This window comes from Klebsiella sp. GL120222-02 (assembly GCF_003097195.1).
Classification (GTDB): domain Bacteria; phylum Pseudomonadota; class Gammaproteobacteria; order Enterobacterales; family Enterobacteriaceae; genus Klebsiella; species Klebsiella variicola.
In genome coordinates this window covers 286,213-305,381 of the sequence record NZ_QEQO01000001.1, presented here as the reverse complement: position 1 = coordinate 305,381, position 19,169 = coordinate 286,213, and the positions used below count along the sequence as shown (strand labels likewise).

Annotated in this window: 17 protein-coding genes and 3 pseudogenes; 14 read left to right on the top strand and 6 right to left on the bottom strand. The window is 58.7% G+C overall.

The genetic code is table 11. The features are described from left to right. Positions 1-80 precede the first annotated feature (80 nt). From N438_RS01465 to N438_RS01405, 13 genes are all read left to right on the top strand, one after another. Positions 81-464, top strand: coding sequence for a VOC family protein (locus N438_RS01465; RefSeq protein ID WP_012541498.1), 384 nt, complete (start codon positions 81-83; stop codon positions 462-464). Positions 465-495: 31 nt separating this feature from the next. Continuing rightward, a complete protein-coding gene (locus tag N438_RS01460) occupies positions 496-1,179 on the top strand; it encodes a CatA-like O-acetyltransferase, family 1 (RefSeq protein ID WP_023297753.1) in 684 nt (227 codons plus the stop codon). A 270-nt stretch (positions 1,180-1,449) separates the two neighbouring features. Continuing rightward, a complete protein-coding gene (locus tag N438_RS01455; protein ID WP_116696034.1) occupies positions 1,450-2,676 on the top strand; it encodes an SfnB family sulfur acquisition oxidoreductase in 1,227 nt (408 codons plus the stop codon). A gap of 1 nt (position 2,677) precedes the next feature. Continuing rightward, positions 2,678-3,352, top strand: coding sequence for a methionine ABC transporter permease (locus tag N438_RS01450; RefSeq protein ID WP_008804593.1), 675 nt, complete (start codon positions 2,678-2,680; stop codon positions 3,350-3,352). Between the two features lie 31 nt (positions 3,353-3,383). Further along, a complete protein-coding gene (locus tag N438_RS01445) occupies positions 3,384-4,160 on the top strand; it encodes a MetQ/NlpA family ABC transporter substrate-binding protein (protein ID WP_008804592.1) in 777 nt (258 codons plus the stop codon). Between the two features lie 52 nt (positions 4,161-4,212). Beyond that, entirely contained in the window at positions 4,213-5,256 is a 1,044-nt protein-coding gene (locus N438_RS01440) for a methionine ABC transporter ATP-binding protein (RefSeq protein ID WP_039103697.1), read from the top strand. Between the two features lie 148 nt (positions 5,257-5,404). Next, positions 5,405-7,108 (top strand): ABC transporter substrate-binding protein, encoded by a 1,704-nt coding sequence (locus N438_RS01435; protein WP_039103698.1) that lies wholly within the window; start codon positions 5,405-5,407, stop codon positions 7,106-7,108. A 45-nt stretch (positions 7,109-7,153) separates the two neighbouring features. Continuing rightward, positions 7,154-8,113 (top strand): ABC transporter permease, encoded by a 960-nt coding sequence (locus tag N438_RS01430; protein WP_008804589.1) that lies wholly within the window; start codon positions 7,154-7,156, stop codon positions 8,111-8,113. Then, entirely contained in the window at positions 8,110-9,060 is a 951-nt protein-coding gene (gene opp4C, locus N438_RS01425) for an oligopeptide ABC transporter permease (RefSeq protein WP_116696033.1), read from the top strand. The genes N438_RS01430 and opp4C overlap by 4 nt, the downstream gene beginning before the upstream one ends. Next, a complete protein-coding gene (locus tag N438_RS01420) occupies positions 9,057-10,037 on the top strand; it encodes an ABC transporter ATP-binding protein (protein WP_032735803.1) in 981 nt (326 codons plus the stop codon). The genes opp4C and N438_RS01420 overlap by 4 nt, the downstream gene beginning before the upstream one ends. Then, complete coding sequence (locus N438_RS01415) at positions 10,034-11,005, top strand: oligopeptide/dipeptide ABC transporter ATP-binding protein (RefSeq protein ID WP_008804586.1); 972 nt, start codon at positions 10,034-10,036, stop codon at positions 11,003-11,005. The genes N438_RS01420 and N438_RS01415 overlap by 4 nt, the downstream gene beginning before the upstream one ends. A 377-nt stretch (positions 11,006-11,382) precedes the next feature. Continuing rightward, positions 11,383-11,901, top strand: coding sequence for an anti-virulence regulator CigR family protein (locus tag N438_RS01410; protein ID WP_086512320.1), 519 nt, complete (start codon positions 11,383-11,385; stop codon positions 11,899-11,901). Between the two features lie 117 nt (positions 11,902-12,018). Further along, on the top strand, positions 12,019-12,507 hold the full coding sequence (locus N438_RS01405) for a DinB family protein (protein WP_012968019.1): 489 nt from the start codon (positions 12,019-12,021) through the stop codon (positions 12,505-12,507). Positions 12,508-12,543: 36 nt separating this feature from the next. Here the strand turns inward: N438_RS01405 and N438_RS01400 are convergent. The 3 genes and pseudogenes from N438_RS01400 to N438_RS01395 form a co-directional block, all read right to left on the bottom strand. Then, positions 12,544-12,799 (bottom strand): annotated as a pseudogene (locus N438_RS01400) (transcriptional regulator). 681 nt (positions 12,800-13,480) lie between these two features. After that, a pseudogene (locus N438_RS27695) lies at positions 13,481-13,594 on the bottom strand (LuxR family transcriptional regulator); the annotation flags it as partial. Between the two features lie 143 nt (positions 13,595-13,737). Next, positions 13,738-15,270: an MFS transporter gene (locus N438_RS01395; RefSeq protein WP_023340275.1), complete on the bottom strand. Its 1,533-nt coding sequence runs from the start codon at positions 15,268-15,270 to the stop codon at positions 13,738-13,740. A 116-nt stretch (positions 15,271-15,386) separates the two neighbouring features. On the opposite strand from N438_RS01395, the pseudogene N438_RS01390 reads away from it, so the two are divergent. Beyond that, positions 15,387-16,323 (top strand): annotated as a pseudogene (locus N438_RS01390) (LysR family transcriptional regulator). Between the two features lie 148 nt (positions 16,324-16,471). Here N438_RS01390 and N438_RS01385 read toward each other — a convergent pair. The 3 genes from N438_RS01385 to N438_RS01375 form a co-directional block, all read right to left on the bottom strand. Next, the gene (locus N438_RS01385; protein ID WP_060655945.1) at positions 16,472-17,464 is read right to left on the bottom strand and encodes a zinc-dependent alcohol dehydrogenase family protein; all 993 of its coding nucleotides are present in this window, start codon (positions 17,462-17,464) and stop codon (positions 16,472-16,474) included. Positions 17,465-17,613: 149 nt separating this feature from the next. After that, positions 17,614-18,504 carry a LysR family transcriptional regulator gene (locus tag N438_RS01380; RefSeq protein WP_012968014.1) on the bottom strand — a complete coding sequence of 297 codons (891 nt, stop codon included), beginning with the start codon at positions 18,502-18,504 and terminating at the stop codon, positions 17,614-17,616. Positions 18,505-18,727: 223 nt separating this feature from the next. Continuing rightward, positions 18,728-19,156: a cyclophilin-like fold protein gene (locus N438_RS01375; protein ID WP_049162571.1), complete on the bottom strand. Its 429-nt coding sequence runs from the start codon at positions 19,154-19,156 to the stop codon at positions 18,728-18,730. Positions 19,157-19,169 lie beyond the last annotated feature (13 nt).

Below are 19,169 nucleotides of genomic sequence, written 5' to 3'. Positions count from 1 at the left end.
TAAATTATCAAAAACGAGCAACAGCAAGCATGATCGTCTGCGCTGCTTTGATTGTCAATGTTCCTGCCCGGAGGTTTACCATGAAAATTGCCCATTTCGCCCTGTGGACCCAACAGCTCGACGTCCAGGCCCGCTTCTGGGTGGAGTTCTTTGCCGCCAGCATCAATGAAAAATACCTCAGCCAGACCAACCCCGGCTTTGCCTCCTATTTTGTCACTATCGACGACGAGGTGGTGATCGAGCTGATGACCAAGCCTGGCCTGCAGCCGGCCAGCGCGGATAATAACCATACCGGCTGGGCGCATCTGGCCCTCTCGGTAGGCGGGGCGGAACAGGTCGATGCCCTCGCCCAACGCGCCGAGGATGCGGGGATACTGGTTTCGCCGCCGCGTACCACCGGCGACGGCTATTATGAGGCGGTGATCGCCGATCCCGATGGCAACCTGATTGAAATCGTCGCATAGTCAGCAGACCGCCAGTATTCAGGAGGTATTCATGGCACGTTACCGAATTATCGACACCGCGACCTGGCCCCGCCGGGACCATTTCACCTTTTACCGACAATTTGCCAACCCCAGCTTTAACCTCTGTGTCCCGATAGCGGCACAGCGCCTGTACGAATGTGCGAAGGACCGTCGGGTCTCGTTTTTTCAGCTCGCGCTCTATGCGCTGCTGCGCGCGGCCAACGGAGTACCGCAGCTACGGCAGCGCGTGCGCAATGATGAGGTGATTGAATATGACAGCCTGGCGGTAATGACGCCGGTGATGACCGTCGAGGAAGGATTCCGCCAGGTATGGTGCGACAACGCCCCCGAGTTCACCGCCTTCAGCGATGCGGCAACGCCGAAGATCGTCGCGGCAAGAGAGACAACGCCGGCGCCGCTCATCGTCGATGGCGAGCATTTTATCTGCGCCAGTTGTCTGCCGTGGCTCCACTTCACCTCGATGACCCATGCGGAATATGCCGTAGGCGCGGCGGTGCCCGCGCTTACCTGGGGGAAACTACAGAACGGCGTGATCCCGGTGGCCGGGCGGTTTAACCATGCCTTCGTCGACGGTCTCCACGCCAGCCGCTTTTTTGCTCTCGTGGAAGAGGGATTTAGCGACCCCGAGCGGCTCTGGCAACCGTTAACCGAGACCGCACCCTCACTGCTCGCCCCTGCGGCAAAGAAACGCTGAGGCCCTCGCCACGCTCACCGCCTGACTTCCTTCCTTCGGTCCGGCGGTCGCTTTCCTCTCCTGTTGCCTTTGCAACAGCCGGCGCAAAACGGCGCTGCATTTGCAGCAGTCCGCTCCATCAGCTGACATAGCCAACCCGCTTCCTATCACGACTGCGCCTTCCTCTCTCACTGGCACGTGTTTTGCTTACCCACACATATAACCCACAGGCATTATGAATTATTTATTTATCTAATTTGTGCATAAGCTATTCACTGAATAAGAGAGAAGATGATGTCAGCCAGTTCACCCGCACAGCCTTACACCCAGTCCACGCCGCAGGCGCATATTATTGCCAGCGATGCGGAAGCCCTCGCCATCGCCCATGAGATCGCCGCCGTGCTCAAACCCGGCGCCGCCGAGCGCGACCGCACGGGCATTGTCCCGGCGGAGATCGTCAACACCTATTCCAACAGCGGACTGTGGGGCATCACGGTGCCGCGCCGCTTTGGCGGCGCCGAGGTCTCGGCCGCGACCCTCGCGCAGGTTATCGCCATTCTCTCTGCGGCGGATCCGTCGTTAGGCCAGATCCCCCAGAACCACTACTGCCTGCTGGAGGATATTCGTCTGCAGGGCAGCGACGACCAGCAGGCGTTCTTTTTCGCCCAGGTATTACAGGGCTATCGCTTCGCCAATGCCCTGTCGGAAACCGGGGGGAAAACGGTCCTTGATATTCGTACCCGTATCGAGGAAGGCGCAGACGGTCTGCGGATCAAAGGTCGTAAAGGCTACTGCACCGGCTCGCTGTACGCCCACTGGATTGGCATTCTGGCGCTGGACGCCGACGATCGCGCCCAGCTCGCTTTCGTCCCCCAGAACAGCCCGGGGCTGACGGTGGTCAATGACTGGGCGTGCCTCGGTCAGCGCACCACCGCCAGCGGCACCGTGCTGGCCGATAATCTTCCGGTCAATCCTTTCCACCTTTTTCCAACCTGGAAGTCCTACGCCAGCCCGACCCTTGCCGGCCCCTTCGCCCAGTTGACCACCGCGGCGATAGACGCCGGGATCGCCCGCGCAGCGCTGGACGATACCGTGGCGTTCGTGCGCCACAGCGCCCGGCCGTGGATCGACGCCGGTGTGGCGCGGGCGAGCGACGATCCGCTGACTATCTACCATATCGGTCAACTGGACAGCCGCCTTGCGGCAGCCGACGCGCTGCTGGAGCGGGCGGGACGGGTGCTCGACCGCTATAAAAATGACCTCAGCGAGGAGCATGTCGCCGAGGCGTCGCTGGCCGTCGCCCGCGCCAAAATCTGGACCACCGAAGTGGCGCTGGAGGCCGCCAGCCGCCTGTTCGAGCTGGGGGGCACTCGCGCCACCGGTGAGTCGCTCAACCTCGACCGCCACTGGCGCAATGCCCGGGTGCACACCCTGCACGACCCGGTTCGCTGGAAGTATCAGCTGCTTGGCAACTGGGTGCTGAACGGCATTCGCCCGCAACGACATGACTGGAACTGATATGACGAGTCTGCTGGCGTTTTTCGCGGAAATCGACTGGAACGATGTGGCCCAGGCCGCCCTCGATACCCTTACCATGCTGGCCTGGTCGCTGGGATGGACCGTACTGCTGGGGCTTCCGCTGGGGATTGTGCTCTATCTCACCGGCGAGCCGCGTTTGCTGTACGCCCCGCGCCTTTACCGCCTGCTGTCATTGTGCGTCAACGTACTGCGATCCCTGCCGTTCATCATTTTGCTCATCGTGATGATCCCGGTGACCACGTTGCTGACCGGCACCTCGCTGGGGGTGGAAGGAACCATTCCGCCGCTGGTCGCCGGCTGCGCCCCGTTCTTCGCCCGGCTGGTGGAAACCGCCCTGCGCGAAGTGGAGCACGGCCTGGTGGAGGCCAGCTGGTCGATGGGCGGCAGCACCTGGCAGCTTATCTGGCACACGCTGCTGCCGGAGTCGCGGGCCGGGCTGATCGCCGCCGTGACCGTGACGGCTATTTTGCTGGTCGACTACACCTCGATGGCGGGGGTGATCGGCGGCGGCGGGCTGGGCGATCTGGCCATTCGTTTTGGTTATCAGCGCTTTCAGACTGACGTGATGGTGGTCACCGTCCTGATGCTGATTGCGCTGGTACAGCTTCTGCAAATGAGCGGCGACCGCCTGGTGCGCTACGTCAGCCGCAAATAACTTACCCTTCTCTGCTCAGGAAACCCTTATCATGAAAAAATCCATTATTGCCGCCGGACTGCTGGCCCTCTTCTCCACCGCAGCGCTGGCTAACGAGACGCTGATCGTCGGCGCCACGCCGGTGCCGCATGCGGAAATCCTTGAATTTGTGAAGCCGGTGCTGGCAAAGGAAGGCGTCGATTTACAGGTCAAGGTGTTTAACGATTTTATTCAGCCTAACCAGCAACTGGCGGAGAAACACCTCGACGCCAACTACTACCAGTACCGGCCATTCCTCGATAACTACAACCAGACCCGCCACACCAACCTTGTACCGGTGGTGGGAGTGCATATCGAGCCCTTCGGCGCCTACTCCAGCAAATACACGACCCTCGCCGCGGTGCCTGACGGCGCCACGATCGCCATCCCTAACGATCCGGTGAACACCGGCCGCGCGCTGGTGATGTTAAGCAACGCCGGGCTGATTACCCTCAAGGATCCGCACAACCCGCAATCGGCAACCAAGGACATTACCAGCAACCCGCATCACTTTAAGATCCGCGAACTGGAGGGCGCCATGCTGGCGCGCGCGGTGAAGCAGGTCGACCTGGCCTTTATCTTTGCCAACTATGCGCTGGAGGCCGGTATCGACACCGATAAAGCGTTGCTGGTGGAAAAAGGCAGCGATCTGTACGTCGAATATCTGGTGGCGCGCCCGGACAATATTCAGGACCCGGGCATTCAGAAGCTGGCGCAAGCGCTGCATTCGGACGCAGTTCGTCAGTTCATTCTGACGCGTTATCAGGGCAAAATTTTACCTGGATTCTAATCACCGCGGGCAGCGGCGTCAGCCGCTGCCCGGGCTAACGGAGCGCATCATCGTGACGCATATCCCCGCCCCACCGACCCACATTGAGTTTGCTGGTATCAGCAAAGCCTATCCTAACGGCGTGCAGGCGCTACAGGACATTGACCTGACCATCCGTCAGGGCGAAATTTTCGGCATCATCGGCCGCAGCGGCGCCGGAAAATCCACCCTGCTGCGCCTGTTTAATCGTCTGGAAAATGCCGACAGCGGCGAGATGTTCATCCACGGCGAGTCAACCGTGCGCTACTCCACGCGCCAGCTGCGCGATCTGCGTCGGCGGGTGGCGATGATTTTTCAGCACTTTAACCTGATGGCCACCAAAACCGTGGCGCAGAACGTCGCCTTGCCGCTGAAGATGGCTGGCGTCCCGGCCGGCGAACGCCAGCGTCGGGTCAGCGAGATGCTTGAGCTGGTGGGCCTCAGCGCGCTGCGCGACAGCTACCCGGCCCGCCTCTCCGGTGGCCAGAAACAGCGGACCGGCATCGCCCGGGCGCTGGTCACTCAGCCGGAAATTCTGCTGTGCGATGAGGCAACCTCGGCGCTGGATCCGGAAAACACCCTGTCGGTGCTAACCCTGCTCAAGGAGATTAACCAGCGCCTGGGCCTGACAATCGTGCTGATCACCCACGAAATGGAGGTCATTCGCACCCTCTGCGATCGGGTCAGCGTGCTTGAGGGCGGGCGCATTGTCGAACAGGGCGATGTCTGGCGCGTGTTTGGCAACCCGCAGCACCCGGTGACGCGCGCCATGCTCGGCCTGCAGCACCCCGATCGCCCGGAGGCCGGGCCACCGCTGCGCGACGGCGAGCAGATCGTGACCTTACGTTTTGACGGCAGCAGCGGTCGCGAACCCAATCTGCAGCATATCGCCAGCCTGCTGGGAGGCGACGCCCGACTGCTGTACAGCAACTGCGAGCGCATTCAGGGCCGGGTGATCGGCCAGCTGCAGGTCCGGCTGAGCGGGCCGCTGGCCGCCAGCGCGCTGGCGCAGGATGGCTGGGTCGCAGACAGCATTCTGACCCACCATCATCAGACAGCGGAAACCACTGCTTCTTAGCCATCGAATGGGATTATATTCCCGATCCTTTGCTAAGGATAATTAGTTATAAATCATAGCGTTTCAGTGTTAGACAGGGCGAAGTGCGCCTCTTATCTTTCGTCATGAATTGTAAATAACCACGCAATTATTTGATGAGGTAGCACTTTTGTCCAGATTACAACAAGGATTAAAAACCCGAAAAACCCGCTTCGCCCTGGCGCTAAAAGTGGCCCTGCTCGGCGGCGTGGTAGCATTTTCTTCTGTTGCCCATGCGGAAGGGATCCTGAAAGAAGGCATCACCCCGGCCACCGACGCCAGCCAGATCCCGGCCAGCGCCAAACTGCGGAAAGACACGGTGGTGGCCGGGATCTCCGAGCCGCAGGGGATCTTTAACCCCTACTTTTTCGTCAACGGCTGGGATGAGAACGTGACTAACGTCATTTTTTCACGCCTGATTGACTGGGACAGTCAGGGTAAGCTGGTCCCGGGACTGGCGGAGAGCTGGACGGTCAGCCCGGACAGTAAAGTCTATACCATCAAATTGCGCCCTGGCCTGACCTTCAGCGACGGTTCACCGCTGACGGCGGAAGATGTCGCCTTTACCCTGACGGTCCTGCTCGACCCCAAATATGATGGCGATACCGACATCACCCTGGCCAATATCGCCGGCGGCGCGGACTACAAAGCCGGCAAGGCTGACAGCGTCAGCGGCCTGAAGGTCATCGACCCGCTCACCCTGCAGGTGACCACCACGCAGCCAGGCGCCACCACGCTGGCCAAAATTGGCGGGCCGGTGCTGTCGAAAGCCTGGTACGGCAAAGGATATCAGCGGGGAAATCTCGACTATCTGCGTTCACTGCACGGCAAGCCGCTGGGCAACGGCCCTTACGTGTACGACAAATACATTCCCGGTCAGGAAATACGCTTCCATGCCAATAGCCATTTTTACCGAGGAACGCCGGCAACACCGCGCTTTATCTACCGCGTGACCAATCCGTCGACCAACTTCCAGCTGTTCCAGACCGGAGAGACCGACTATGACGCCTTTACCTCACGCCCCGACGATATTGAGCAGCTGAAAATGCTCGGCTTCGCCAACATTAATCTTTACGGCTCCAGCGACTACAGCCAGGTGGAGTTCAACGTGCATCGCCCGGCGCTGCAGGATAAGCGCGTGCGCCAGGCGCTGATTTACGGCCTGGATCGGCAGAAGCTGATCGACGTGGTCTATCAGGGGTACGGCAAAGTCGCCATCGAGCCGATCGCCCCGATCTCCTGGGCCTTTAACGCTGAAGGCGTCAACCCTTACCCTTACGATCCGGCACAGGCCAAAAAGCTGCTGGATGAAGCCGGCTGGAAACCTGGCGCCGACGGTATCCGCGCCAAAGACGGCCAGCGCCTGGAGCTGACCCTACTGGTGAGCAAGAAGGTGCTCAACGACGCTCTGATCCCCATCGCCAAGGAGAACTGGCGGCAGATTGGCGTACTGCTGAAGCCGCAGGTGGTGGATTTCAATGCCCTGATGGCGCAGCGTAAAGCCGGAAATTACGATCTGGCCTCCTTTAGCACCAGCACCCTCAACGACCCGCACGACGGGGTATGGGATTTCTACAGCAGCGAAGCTAAAGAGTCCGGCTACCATAACGCGGAAGTCGATAAGCTGATTAACGCCGGCAACGCGGTGCTCGACATTGAACAGCGCAAGCCGATCTACCACCAGCTGTATAAAGTGCTGGCCGACGATCCGCCGGTGATCCTGCTTGGCTATCGCAACATTCTTTCCGCCAGCAGCGCCCGCGTCAGCGGCTTTAAGCCGGATATCTACAACGGCCTGACCGGCAGCCTGCCGGATGTAAAAATCGTCAAGTAAATCCCCCTGGCCGCCGGGTTAACCGGCGGCTGATGTGAGACCATCATGAAAAATTTCATCCTGAGGCGCTTGCTGCAAACGCTGCCGATGCTGCTGCTGGCCTCCTTCATTATTTTTATGCTGTTTGCCAAAACCCCCGGCGACTTTATCGATGGCAATATCACCCTGACCGCCGCCCGCGCCGCAGAGCTGAAGGCGATTTACGGCCTCGACCAGCCGCTGTTCACCCGCTACCTCCACTGGCTGGGACAGCTGCTGCGCGGTGATTTAGGCTTTTCACTGCAGTATCAGATCCCGGTCAGCCAGTTGCTCAACCAGTACATCTGGAACTCTTTTCTGCTGGCCAGCGTCGCGCTGGTCTTTTACTGGGGCATTGGCCTGGCGGTCGGCGTGGTTTCTGCCCTGCGACCCGGCTCCTGGTTTGATCATCTGGTGAGCGTCGCGGTGTTTGCCGCCATGTCGTTCCCCACCTTTTTCCTCTGCCTGCTGCTGATTAAATGGTTCGCCGTCGATCTCCACTGGCTACCGGTAGGCGGGATGACCAATACCGGCAGCGACGAGAGCGGCTGGCAGTATGTGCTGCAAGTGGCCGCCCACCTGGCTCTGCCGGTGCTGGCGCTGGTGATGCTGCAGGCGGGCAGCCTGACGCGCTATGTGCGCGCCAGTATGCTCGACGTGGTGAAAATGGATTTTATCCGTACCGCCCGCGCCAAGGGATTGCAGGAGCGCACGGTGATCCTTAAACATGCCCTGCGCAACGCCCTGCTGCCGATTATCACCCTGCTGGGCTTCGAGCTGCCGGGGCTGTTCTCCGGGGCGATCATTACCGAGAAGGTGTTCAACTGGCCGGGAGCGGGCCACATCCATATCGACTCGCTGGCCGCCCGCGACTATCCGGTGCTGATGGGGTTTACCCTGTTTCTGGCGGTGCTGACGATCGTCGGGAATTTGCTCGCCGACGTGCTGTACGCCTGGGCCGATCCGCGTATTCGGGTGAGGTCATGATGATCCTGTCTTACTTTGCTTCCCGTCGCCGCCAGCGGCAGGCGGCTATCCCGGCGCTGGCGCATATTCCCCCCTCTCCCTGGCGACAGGGGTGGCGACAGCTGCGCCGTAACCGGCTGGCCATGTTCTGCCTGATCCTGCTGGCGGTGATGGCGGTATGGTGCGTGCTGGGGCCCGTCTGGTCGCCATGGAGAGATGATGCCACCGATGCCCTGAGCATCAACCAGCCGCCCGGGGCGGAACACTGGCTCGGGACCGATTTTCTTGGTCGCGATGTCTACACCCGCCTGCTGCTGGCCGGGCGCATCTCGCTGATTATCGGCCTGCTGACCATGGTGATGTCGGTGTGCCTCGGCTACCTGCTCGGCGCCCTCTCGGGTTATGTCGGCGGGTTAACCGACAAACTGATCATGCGGGTGGCCGACCTGGTGATGACTATCCCCGGGTTACCGCTGTTGATCGTCGCCGGGGCGATGCTTTCTGAGCTCGATTTTTCCCCGGACTCGCGCATTTATATGGTGGTGGTGATGCTCAGCCTGCTGGAGTGGCCCCGACTGGCGCGGCTGGTGCGCGGACAAAGTCTCTCCCTGCGCGAACGCGATTTTATGCTGGCCACCCAGGTGCTGGGCCTGTCGGCGCGTCGCCGGCTGTTTGGCCACCTGCTGCCGAATACCATTCCGATTCTGGTGGTGATGGCGACCATGGCCGTCGCCAACGCCATTCTCAGTGAATCCGCGCTGAGCTATCTCGGCCTCGGCGTGGTACCGCCGACGCCGTCATGGGGCAATATGATGGATGCTGCCAATAGCCTGATCGATTTCCAGCGCCGCCCCTGGCTGTGGATGCCGCCGGGCATCGCCATCTTTATCACCGTGATCGCCATCAACGTGCTGGGCGACGGCCTGCGCGACGCCATGGATCCCAATATGAAACCGAGGCTGAAATGACCACGCCGTTAGTCTCCTTTAATCATCTCTCCGTCTCTTTCGCCGGCGAACGCACCCGCGTGCGCGCGGTGCAGGAGGTCTCTTTCACCATTCAGGCCGGACAAACCGTTGGCGTGGTGGGCGAATCCGGCTGCGGCAAAAGCGTCACCGCCATGGCGCTGATGGGTCTCCTGCCACCGCAGGCGGCGCGCATCGACGGCGGCGAGATCCGCTTCGCGGACCGCGATCTGCTGCGGCTGAAAGCCAGACAGATGGCCGACCTGCGCGGCCACCAACTGGCCATGATCTTTCAGGAACCGATGTCGGCCCTGAACCCGGTGTTGACCATCGGGGAGCAGCTGTGCGAACCGCTGATCCGCCACCTCGGCGCCACGCCGAAAGCCGCCTGGCAGCAGGCCATCCAGCTGTTAAGCGAGGTCGGCCTGGCGCGCGGCGACAGCCTGATGACCCGCTATCCTCACCAGCTTTCCGGCGGCATGCTGCAGCGGGTAATGATCGCCATGGCGCTAAGCTGTCAGCCCAAACTGCTGATTGCCGACGAACCGACCACCGCGCTGGACGTCACCGTGCAGGCGCAAATCCTGCGCCTGCTGCGCGACCGGGCGCGGGCCAGCCAGATGGCGATGATGCTGATTACCCACGATCTTGGAGTGATCGCGCAGATGGCCGAGCAGGTAGTGGTGATGTATGCCGGACGGATCGTGGAACAGGGCGCCACCGCAGAGGTGCTACGGCATCCGCAACATCCTTACACGCGTGGGCTGATCGCCTCCCGCCCGGTGCCGGGTGAGCGGCGTCGGCGGCTGTACTCTATTCCCGGCCAGGTGCCGGATCTGGCCGCTCTGCCGGCGGGCTGCGCCTTTGCCGGGCGCTGCGAGCGGGCGACGGCGCGCTGTCGGGAGGCGATTCCGCCGCTGCTCGGTGAGCGCCAGCGGACCGCCTGCTTTTACAGCGAATTTGCGGAGGCGACAGCATGAGCGAACGCTATGTTATTGAAGTGGATGGATTGAAAAAATATTTTCCGCTGCGCGACGGCCTGTTTGGCCAGCAGACCGGCGAGCTTCGCGCGGTGGACGGCGTCAGCTTTAACATCCGTCCGGGCACCATTTTTGGCCTGGTGGGCGAGTCCGGCAGTGGTAAAACCACCGTCGGCCGGACCCTGCTTGGCCTGTATGAGAAGAGTGCTGGCAGCGTGAAATTTCACGGTCAGGAGCTGGCCGACCTGACCGCGCCTGCCCTGCGCGCCATCCGGCCCAGAATGCAGCTGGTGTTTCAGGACCCCTATAGCTCGCTGAACCCGCGGCTGCGTATTGGCGACGCGATTGGCGAAGCCATGCTGCAGCACAAGCTGTGCACCCGCGATGAGCTGTATGACCGGGTGATCGCCGTGATGAAGATCTGTGGCCTGGCGCCGGAGCACTATGCCCGCTTCCCGCATCAGTTCTCCGGCGGCCAGCGCCAGCGGATCGGTATTGCCCGGGCGCTGATCCTCAATCCGGATTTTATCGTCGCCGATGAGCCCATCTCGGCCCTTGATGTGTCGATTCAGGCGCAGATCATCAATTTGTTTTCCGACCTGCGCGACGAGCGCGGCGTCACGTTCCTGTTTATCTCCCATGACCTCGGGGTGGTGGAACATTTATGTGATGATGTGGCGGTGATGTATCTGGGACAGCTGGTGGAAAGCGCCAGCCGCGATGCGCTGTTCAGCCGCCCCCTCCATCCCTATACCCGCGCCCTGCTGGCCGCGGTGCCAACCCTCGATCCGCACAGTGAACCGCAGGCGCTGATGCAAGGTGAGATCCCGGATCCGGCCAATCCGCCCCCCGGCTGCCGCTTTTCATCCCGCTGCCCGCAGGTCAGCGAGCGGTGCAGGAGAGAAGCTCCGGCGCTGCGCGAGGTGGCCCCGGGCCATCGGGTCGCCTGCCATGGGGTCGCGTCCTGAGCACAGTCGATGGGGTTATTTATTTCTAAACAACCGTCCGATTGTGCACGGCAGCGCCAGGATTTACTATCCGCCCCGTCTTGTGAGACGCGTTATGAATGAAGCGTAATATTTTTGTTCATTTTTGCCCGATGGCTTCGGGCATTTTTTTCTCTACGCCCGGGAGCGATCCTGTCGGCAACACATATAGCGGGGCGCGGTCGCCCGTCTGTCAAAACGCAGCAATGGAATTGCTTGTCCGCGTCCCGCTATCCCTTTCCCTTTATCTTCCCCGCCGGTGATTAAAAACCGGCAAAAAATAAGAAATGATGAGATTGCCAGGGGTATAGCTTTCTCTTATGTTTTAAGCGTGTACTCCCCATTCAGGAAACAACATCATGCTTAAGCGTCGCACTCTTAAAACAGCACTGGCGGCGGTTATTTCTCTTGCCGTCATGGCCGCGCCGGCGTATGCCAACCCGGGTAATGGCAACGGTAATGGCGGTGGTAATCACGGGAACAGTGGTAACCATGGCAATAGCGGCAATCATGGCAATAATGGCGAACATGGTAATAAAGGCCAGAATAAAGGTCAGTCTGCTGACGAGCATGGCAACCGCAAAAACTACGGTAAACCCGACCACGTCGACAGCGATATTAGCTTCTCACGGGCGCGCTCCCTTGCCGTGAACTACGGTCTGGTCGGCTATCAGGCGCTGCCTCCGGGTATCGCCAAAAATGTTGCCCGCGGCAAACCGCTCCCTCCGGGTATCGCGAAAAAGACCCTGCCGGCTTCCATGATTAACGACCTGCCCTATTATCCAGGCTATGAATGGCGAGCGGTCGGCGATGACCTGGTGCTGGTCGCCCTGAGCACTGCCATCGTGACCGCCGTGATTAACGGTGTGTTTGACTAAATCACCAGCTTATTGAAAAGCCTCGCCCCGGCGAGGCTTTTTTGTGCCTGGCGCTGGAGAATGACAACTCACTGGCATAATCGCTAAGATAATGGCTCAACCAACCCGGGACAGACTATGGACAAAGACACAGTAGTGACGCTGTTGAAATACAAGCGCTGGATTGACCTTGCCACCTTACAGGCGATCCGCGCAATTGACGGTACGGTATATGGCGAAAAACGTCACCTGACCATCAGGCTGATGAACCATATCCATGTCGTTGACATGATTTTCCGGGCGAACCTGCGCGGCAGGCCGCACGGTTACACCGCGCTGAATACCCCCGAGACGCCAACCGTTGATGCGCTGGAAACGGCCATGACCGCTTGTACGGACGAATACATTCAGTACGTCAGCGCCATGACCCCCGCCGATTTCCACGAACGTATCGCCTTCAAATTTGTCGACGGCGGTGACGGCAATATGACCGCGATGGAGATGCTGAACCACATGCTCTTTCACGGCGCCTATCACCGTGGGGCGGTGGGCTGGATGATTGGCGAATGCGGCGGTGTGCCGCCGAAAGAGGTGCTGACGGTTTTTCTGCGCGACCATCATTCCTGAGGATGCGAAACCATCAGCCGTGAATCGCGCGGAGGATCAGCAGAAGTTCTGCCTGATGACGAGTATGGGTTTTCCGGTACAGGGCGCTGAGGTGGGTTCTGATGGTGGCGATGGATACGCACAGATGTAAGGCGCATTCATCCGGGGTCATGCCCCGCACCAGCAGCTCCGCCACCGCATTCTCGGCGGGCTTGACGTTAAACAGCTCCATCAAGGCGCTGCCGGTGAGAAACGGCTCGGGAATAATCACGCAGGCGACCCCGGCAAGACGGGCTGCCGGGATCACGAGGATCGGTTTCGGCTGACGCCCGGCGGTATAGCACAGCCCTGCCTTCGGCGGCTCTGCCGTCCGGGTGGCCTGCTCGATGGCGCGTTTCAGCTTTTTACTGTCGGTATCGAGGCACAGCGTATCGCCCCCGCTATACCAGGAGAGGCGGGCGTTGGCGCGCAGGTAGCGTTCGGCATGCGCGCTGGCGTAGAGAATTTTACCGCCATGATCCACCAGCCATACCGGGTAGATCCCGTTGTCCATCACCGTGCTCTGGTATTTTATAGTGTCCCGCAGCTGTTCAAAGCGGGCGTGAAGCTGGCAGGCGGTTTTTAACGCCGGGATCAGGCGCCTGAACAGTTCAAACTGCACCGGCTGCGGATAAGCCGCCGTATTGGCCGTCATCAGTGACAGATAGGTGGCATAGCCATTGATGGTGCACAGCTTGACGCTGGTGAGATTATTCAGGTCGTTGGGGTGATGAAATTCATTGTAATAGACGCTGCCGGCAATAAACTTATCGCCTAAATATTCCCGGTCCCGATATATTTGCCCGACCGGTAACGCGGTCAATATTTTTTCGGCGGGATCGATAGCCAGAAAGACGTCGCGATAGGCGGTAAAGACCTTCTCCTCGAGCAGGAATGAATCGGTCAACAGATGGGCATTGCCTTTGTCGTAAAACAGAAATGCCGCGTACTGATGGCCGGTCAGTAACGCCAGTTTCTGCAATGCCGATTTCCACAAATCGGGATCCAGGGTGGCCGTCAGCACCGTTTCCAGGATCTCGATGTAAATCAGTTCCGGATCAATCGCCATACCGCCACCTGTGAGTCACTGTTTCCGCGGCCGGGGCGGCGCATGTGGCCGCTCTAATCAGCATAGTTCCGCCAGTGAAACAATGACAGTTCAGGTTCGCTGAGCAGCCCGGGAAGCGTGACGCCACCGTGCTATCAAGGGGTTCAGGATCCACTGTCGCGGGTTTGGATAGCGCCCGCCTTCCGGCATAGCGTCCGCCAGACCATCAGGGCGCACACCAGGGTGACGACCGCCAGCCCGCTAAACAGTAGCGTATAAGCAGAGTCATAGCTCTCGCGCAGCGCCCGGAGGGAAAAGTCAGGCAAAAGCGCAGCCGCCTGCGGCATATTGCCAGCCCCCAGCCAGCCTGCGGCGCGGTCAATCACCTCAGGCGCATACCCGTGAACGCGACTTTGCAGGGTCAGGTTATTGCTTGCCGTTAATACCGCCGAAACGACCGCCAGGGCGATCCCCTCGCCGGCAACGCGAACGGTATTGAACAGGCCTGCCGCCATACCGGCTTTCGCCATCGGCACAGCGGAAATCGCCAGGCCGTCCATCAGCCCCCAGGGAAACGCCGCCCCAGCTCCACAGAGGATCAGCGCCAGCACCAGCTGCGGGAGATGGTGGCTGTGAAAAGCGTTCCCCAGCAACAGCAACCCGACGGAGGCCATCATCAGTCCCGCCGTGGACACGTGCCCCGGTGAAAACCAGCGGGTGAGCAGGGCCGCAACGGATGGGAAAACCAGCATCGGCGTGGTCAGCGCCATCAGATACAGTGCGCTCTGCGGCTCACTCATCCCCTCTCCGCCCATAAAATGCAGGGGAACAATAATCAGCAGGACAACGTAGCAACAGCAGGTGGCGACAGGCAGCAACAGTACGCCGACAAAACGCGGATGACGCAGCAGGGAGATGTCCAGCACCGGGTTGTTCACCCTCCGGCAGCGCACGACAAACGCCACGAACAGCCCCCCCGACGCGATGAGCAAGGCCAGCGTGGTCAGGGATAAAAAACCGCGGGCCGGAATGACCATGAGCGATGAGGTAAACAGCATCAGGGCCAGCGTAAACAGGAGTAAGCCGAGGTTGTCGGGTGTCCGCGGCTCGCTTTTTTCTGCCGCGGGCAGATACGCCAGTCCGATAAGCAGCACCCCTGCCGAAAGCAGCGCAAACAGGGCGTATACGCCGCGCCAACCCACCGCGTCGGTCATGAAGCCGATCAGCAGCGGGCCAAACGCCAGGCCGGCGCCGAACACCGTGCCCAGGATGCTGAATGCCCGCGTCCGCTGAGCGCCATCATACAGCTGGGCCAGCGCCGCACTGCCGCTGGCTAAAATCATCGCCGCGGCCAGGCCCTGCAGAGCCCTCAACACGCCTGACAGGAAGAGATTGTGCGTCAGACAAAACAGCAGGCTGCTCAGGCAAAACAGCGCGGCGCCGACGATAAAAATACGTTTTCTGTCGATGGCATCCGCCGTCACCCCTGCGGCCAGCAAAAAGCTGCCGAAGGTCAACATAAAGCCATTGGTCAGCCACGACAGCGCAGCGGGAGAGCCGCCCAGCGACTGCTGTATCGCGGGGGTGGTCATGACGCCGCCGGTAAAACTTAACGGCAGCAGCAAGGCCGCCATAAAGACAGAAAGCGCGGCCAGGGCGCTGGCGTATCGGGAAGGTGTTCTGGCGGTGAGTAACATCGGGCGGCCCTCATCAGTCGGCAAGGAATGAATAAACTGTCGCCATCCTATTGCGGATGTTATTGCCGATAAATAGACTGAAAATATCTTCTTAAGAGACATAAGGTTTATAATCGATGGACAGCCTCACCTCGCTGACGTCCTTTGTCCGCACCGCCGAAACGCTAAGCTTTGTTCAGGCCGCCAGGCTGCTGGGCATATCTGCCTCGGCGGTGGGTAAGAATGTCGCCCGGCTTGAGCATAAACTGGGGGTCCGGCTGTTCAACCGCAGCACCAGAAACGTCAGCCTGACGGCGGAGGGGGCCGCATTTCTGACGCGCTGCCAGAGTATCCTGGAGCAGATCCAGGAGGCCGAGTCAGAGCTGACCAGCAGTCTCTCACAGCCCACCGGCAAACTGAGGATTTCACTGCCCGTCATTGGCTACCGCCTGCTGCTCCCCGCCCTCACCGCCTTTACCCGTCTTTATCCGCAGGTTGAACTGGATCTCGACTTTAGTGACCGGCTGGTCAATCTGATCGATGAAGGATTTGATGTTGCTATCCGTAGCGGTGAATTAGCGGACTCCCGCTTGATCGCCAGAAAGCTGGGTGGCTTTCGTTTTGTGCTCTGCGCCAGTCCGGCCTATCTGGCGGAATACGGCGTCCCCGGCTCGCCAGCGGAATTAGCGGCGCACAAGTGCATTTTTTTCCGCTTCCCCTCGACGGGGCTGATCCAGCCCTGGGAACTGCGCGATATGCGGCTGACGGGAGATTTCAGGGCCACGGCCGTGATGACGGTCAATAACATTGAGGCCGCCATTCGCTTAAGCGCGGCGGGGATGGGCATCGCTTATGTGCCTGATTTTGTCGTGCGCGAGGCCATGGATGAGGGACAACTGCAGGAGGTGTTGCCCGGCTGTTGCGTCAAGGATGGGCATTTCTCGGTCCTGTGGCCCGCCAGCCGCTACCTGTCACCGAGAATACGCTGTTTTATCGATTTTATGGCTGCGGCAGAGATACCCTTGTCACCCGCATCGGCGCCCCCTATCCCTTGTGTCTAACAATTTGTGGTGATTAGCTACCCCCACTGAAGCAGAGTGTGCCGCCCCCTTCCCCTAAGGTCAGAAAAGTCTGCACCGCTGAATCTTGATTTGCAGCACATGGCCCTCCGCTTCACCTTTCACACCAGCTCATCAGGTTGAACGGTTAGTCGGTTTGAGGTTTACTCAACAATTACGACGATTTTGCCAACCTGTCCATTTGCTTCCATATAGCGCTGTGCATCCGCAATATCTTCAAGCGGGAATATTTTATCAATGACAGGTTTCAGTTTGCCGGTACGTAAACCTTCGGTGACGAAGGATTTTGCGCGTGCCATTTTTTCAGGGTCTGTCGTAATTTCAAACAGCTCATATCCGCGCAGCGTGAGATGCTTACCGAGAATATCAAAGACAGGCACAAGCAGGTCGCGACTGTCTAGCGCGCCGTACTGGAAGAACATACCTTGCGGTGCCATCACCTGGGTCAGTTTTGCCACGTCCGGACCGCCGACAGGATCAAAAACAATATGGGCGCCCATGCTATCTGTCGCATGATTGATTTCCGCAACCATATCCTGCTCAGCGGTAGCTATAACAGTGGCGGCACCAGCTTTTAGAAGCATGTCTCTTTTTTCGGCAGTCCGGGTAAGCGCAATGGGTTTAGCACCCAGCATGTTAGCTATCTGTATGGCAGCCAGTCCTACGCTGCTTGATGCTGCGCGGATCACAACATTCTGCCCAGCCTGAAGGTTGCCATATTCAACCAGTGCGCCATATGCAGTGACATACATCATCCAGCTTGCAGCTGCCTCCTCGAAGGAAAGGTTTTCAGGATGCTTCACCACAGCATTTACCGGGGCATTGACCAGTTCGCCGTACATGCCGTATTCATTAAACATAAACGAAGGAATAACGCTGACCCGATCTCCAGTAACAATCCCTTCAACATGCTCACCAACGGCCTGCACGACGCCCGAGGCCTCGTAACCCAGGCGTGCTGGAAATTCCGGTTCAATGACATACTGACCGTTACGGTACATGATTTCTGCACGGTTAAGACCAATAGCATGTACGCGAATCTGAACTTCACCCGCTGCTGGTGCGGGCACCTCCACATCTATAACTTCCAAAACTTCCGGACCACCGGTGCGGTTAAAGGTAACAACTTTAGACATATTCAGCTCTCGTCAGTTATCAGCACATCTTTAGAATATTGTTGAAGACATGCCCGGTTCATTTACTGACAATCTACGCTGCTATAAACGTCCCAAAAATAGCTGACAGGAAACTTCAGTATTAATTATCTATTAATAATCCATTGGTTTCAGCGGTTCTGCATGGTCAAAACTTCACTGAACCAGTCGATAAAGACCCGTACTTTGGGAGATAGGTAGCGCCTGTCCGGATACATCACCGACACGGGCTTAGACACAGAAGGATATTGCGTCAGAATCTCTTCAAGAGCTCCGGAAGCAATATGTGGGGCAAGGGCGTTAAAGGTGGCCTGGATTATGCCGAGGCCCGCCAGGCCACAGGAAAGCAGAATATCTGAATTATCAACCAGCATGCTGCCCACGGGACGCAACGAAACGATCTTCCCATCCTTAGTAAATTTCCATTCCATCACATCACGACTGTGGTCGCTGAAAAAGTTTATTGCCCGATGCTGATCCAGATCCGCAAGTGTTTCCGGTCGTCCATGTTGTAGCAGGTAAGATGGGGCTGCACAGGTGACCATCCTGATGTCGCCAAGACGTCTGGAGATAAAACTCGAATCCTGAAGCTCACCCAGGCGGACAAGACAGTCCACACCTTCAGTGATTAAATCGGTTCTTTTGTCCGATGAAACCAATACGACATCAATGTCAGGATACAATGACTGGAAATGTTTGAGATTAGGGATCAGTATGGCGTGAGCCAGCGCCAGCGGGACATCAAGCCTGAGCCGCCCCCGAGGTGGAAGGGTAGGTGAAAAACTCGCCATCATGTCATTAACTTCAGACAATACAAGCCTGGCGCGATGATAAAACGCCTCCCCTTCAGCCGTAACGCTCAACTTACGGGTAGTGCGATGGATGAGTTTTACGCCGAGGTCGTCCTCTATCTGCTGTATCGCTTTGCTCACGGTGGGACGATGAATCTGCAGAATGTCAGCGGCTCTTGTAAAGCTGCCCTGCTCAACAACCTGTACGAAAATATTAAGGTATTCAATCATGTTTGAATGCACGTGATCACCTGGCTTTAGTTAGGCTGTTTGTAGCTGGCATTGTAAAGTAAACAATTCCGATGGGCACCAAGTTAAGGACTTGATGGCTTTCAAAATGTCCGCTCCTGGCTGGGAGTTCAATGTCTGCTGTGAGCGAGGAGCAGACGCTGAAGTCTCCCTCAATGAAGACAACTCATGCCGCTGCGTTAAATTATCGGAATTGAATGGCAGCTCAATGTGCCATTTCAAATGTCACATCGATATTACCCGTATGCCTGAAAATCCCAACTCCAGAGTGGATACGACCCACTTTCTGAAGGTTACCTATCCGTTCATTGTTCTGTTCGTACATGATGACGAAGCTGTGGCGGGGAGCCCAGTAAACAACATCGCCCACTTCATAACCGCTGGTCTGCGTTTCGTTTGCAGGCAGGGCATCCGGGAACCGGTAGCACATTTCGCGTCCGTAAAGATCTTCCATGGGCAGCGTCAGCGGAAAGCGAGAGACCAGCGCCCGGGTGGTGGCATTGTCATAAAACGTTGCCGTCATCACCTGGTCACCTGCGGTGATCTTGACCCGGATACCTCCGGCCTCGGCACCCAAAGATGAAAATGACACCGCCGTTAGGGAGGCCAGAGCAAGCATGACTGGTTTGAACATAAAACTCTCCGTT